Origin of the sequence: Acidiphilium sp. (assembly GCF_049977125.1) — a bacterium.
GTDB lineage: Bacteria > Pseudomonadota > Alphaproteobacteria > Acetobacterales > Acetobacteraceae > Acidiphilium.
Map to the genome: position 1 here is coordinate 1 of NZ_JBMFGY010000283.1, position 2,628 is coordinate 2,628.

General features: G+C 62.3%; 2 protein-coding genes. Both read left to right on the plus strand.

What is annotated here, in order from left to right; genetic code table 11:
- Positions 1-172: 172 nt before the first annotated feature.
- On the plus strand, positions 173-1,690 hold the full coding sequence (istA, locus tag ACP5E6_RS18100) for an IS21 family transposase (protein ID WP_427956663.1): 1,518 nt from the start codon (positions 173-175) through the stop codon (positions 1,688-1,690).
- The gene (gene istB / locus ACP5E6_RS18105; RefSeq protein ID WP_427956665.1) at positions 1,687-2,496 is read left to right on the plus strand and encodes an IS21-like element helper ATPase IstB; all 810 of its coding nucleotides are present in this window, start codon (positions 1,687-1,689) and stop codon (positions 2,494-2,496) included. The genes istA and istB overlap by 4 nt, the downstream gene beginning before the upstream one ends.
- The last annotated feature ends 132 nt before the right edge of the window (positions 2,497-2,628 follow it).

Sequence of the window (2,628 nt, forward strand, 5' to 3'; positions counted from 1 at the left end):
CGCGCGACAATCAACATGAGAATGCGCGACAATCAGGATGAGAATCCTGGGCGGGGTTCTGTGAGGGCGTAGCCCGAGCAGGACCCCGCCCAGGAACGGGTTTCTTTCGAGACTTGTCTGACTGGCCGTGATCGGCCGGGTAGGGTCTGGCTCCATCGCAGGAGCCACGACTTTGACCGGTTGCCCGATCACCGTTCAGCAGAAGAGATTGTTCATGACATTACGCATCGAGGGGGCTACCCCGCAGCAAGCCGCGGCCAAGAGCGGGTTCAGCACCGCGACCGGCTATCGGCTCGAACAAGAGTTATACCTGCCCGCTATCGAGAGGCCCCTCCGGCAACGCCGGCGCCCTGATCCGCTCGAAGCGGTCTGGGATGCCGAGGTCGTACCGATGCTCACCGCGGCACCGGGCCTACGCGCCGTCGCGGTGCTGGAGGAGCTGGCCCGGCGGCATCCGGAACTTCATCCTGGGGTCCGGCGTACGCTGGAGCGGCGGATCAAACTCTGGCGCGGCCTGCACGGGCCGGATCAGGAGGTCATGTTCCGCCAGACCCATCCGCCCGGCGAACAGGGGCTGTCGGATTTCACCGACCTCGCCGATCTCGGCGTCATCGTCGCCGGTAGCGTGCTGGATCATATCCTGTACCATTTCCGGCTGGCCAATTCAGGCTTCGAGCATGGCCACGTAATCCTCGGCGGGGAGAGCTATTCCGCTCTTGCTGTGGGTTTGCAGAACGCGCTGTTCGCCCTCGGTGGCGTGCCTTTGCAGCACCGCACCGACAGTCTTTCGGCTGCTTTCCGCAATCTCGACCGCGACGCGATCGAGGATTTGACCACGCGCTATGCCACCCTTTGCGCGCATTTCAACATGACGCCGACCCGCAACAACACTGGCGTAGCCCATGAGAACGGCACGATCGAAAGCTCCCATGGTCACACCAAGAAAACCATCGCGGACGCCCTGCTGCTCCGCGGCAGCCGTATCTTCGAAGACCTGACCGCCTACCGCCGGTTCATCGACGAGCACTTCGCCCGCCACAATGCCAGGCGGAGCAAAGCGATCACCATCGAGCGCGCTACCCTCAGGCCGCTGCCCGACGATCGCACGATCGATTACGAGGAGACCCTGGTGCGGGTCACCTCCTCCAGCGGCTTCGTGCTGCGCAAGGTCTTCTACACGGTGCCCGCCCGGATGATCGGGCAACGCTTGCGCGTGCGGCTCTACGATGATCGGCTCGATTGTTTTCTCGGCGGTAGTCGCGTGCTCACCCTGATCCGCGGCCGCGCGGACCATGCCAGCGGCAAGCATGGCCACGTCATCGACTACCATCACGTGATCCATGCCCTGCGCCGCAAGCCGGGCGCCTTGCGCAACTTGTCCTATCGCGACCAGTTGTTCCCGCGCCCAGCCTACGCCCGCGCCTATGAGGCGTTGACTGAGCGCCGATCCGACAAGGCCGCTTGCAAGATTACCGTCGAATTGCTCGGCCTCGCCCATGATTGCGCGTGCGAAGCCGAACTCGCCCGTGTGCTGGAGACCGAACTCGACGCCGGTCGCCTCCCCAGCATCGATCTCCTGCGTGAACGCTTCAGCCCCGCCAGCGCCAGCATGCCAATGGTCGTGATCGAGGCAGTGTCGCTCGGCTTGTACGACGAGCTTGGTACGATCAGCCGCGGAGACGCCGCATGAGGCCCAATTCCGCGACCGATGCCGCACGGCTCGCCTTCTTGCTCGGTGAACTGCGCCTGCCGACCATCAAACAGCTCTGGCCCGATATTGCCGCGCAATCGGACAAGGAAGGCTGGCCGGCAGCGCGCTGCCTCGCCGCCCTGGCCGAGCATGAACTCGCCGATCGTGAACGGCGACGCACCGAACGCCATTTGCTCGATGCCCGCCTGCCAATCGGAAAATCTCTCGATAATTTCGACTTCAATGCCGTGCCGGTCATCAGCAAGGCCCACATCACCGCCCTCGCAACCGGCAATGCCTGGATCGAGACCGGAAACAACTGTCTCGTATTCGGTCCGCCGGGCGTGGGCAAAAGCCATCTGGCAGCAGCCATCGGCCGCGCCCTCATTGAAGCCGGGTTCCGTGTCCTGTTCACCCGCACAACCGATCTCGTTCAACGCCTGCAAATCGCGCGGCAGGAACTCACCCTCGAAGCGGCGATCACCAAACTTGATCGCTACCACCTGCTCATCCTCGACGACATATCCTACGTCACCAAGGATCAGGCTGAAACCTCGGTCCTGTTCGAGCTGATCAGCCGTCGATATGAACACCGCTCGATCCTCATCACCGCCAATCAGGCATTCGGTGAGTGGAACAAAATTTTCCCGGATCAGGCTATGACTTTAGCCGCTGTCGACCGCCTCGTTCACCACGCCACAATTCTGGAAATGAACGTCGAAAGCTACCGGCGCCGCGCCGCAATCGAGCGAAAACGAGCCCCAGGACGACCCGCAACCCGGCAAACCCCCAAAACATCTTCCTGATTGTCGCGCCGCGTCAATCAGATCAAAATTGCCCCTTGCAACCAAACCACGACAGGCTACCCTGCGTCACATCACGGTCGGATTTTTCTCATCCTGATTGACGGCCGTTCTCATCCAGATTGTCGCGCTACA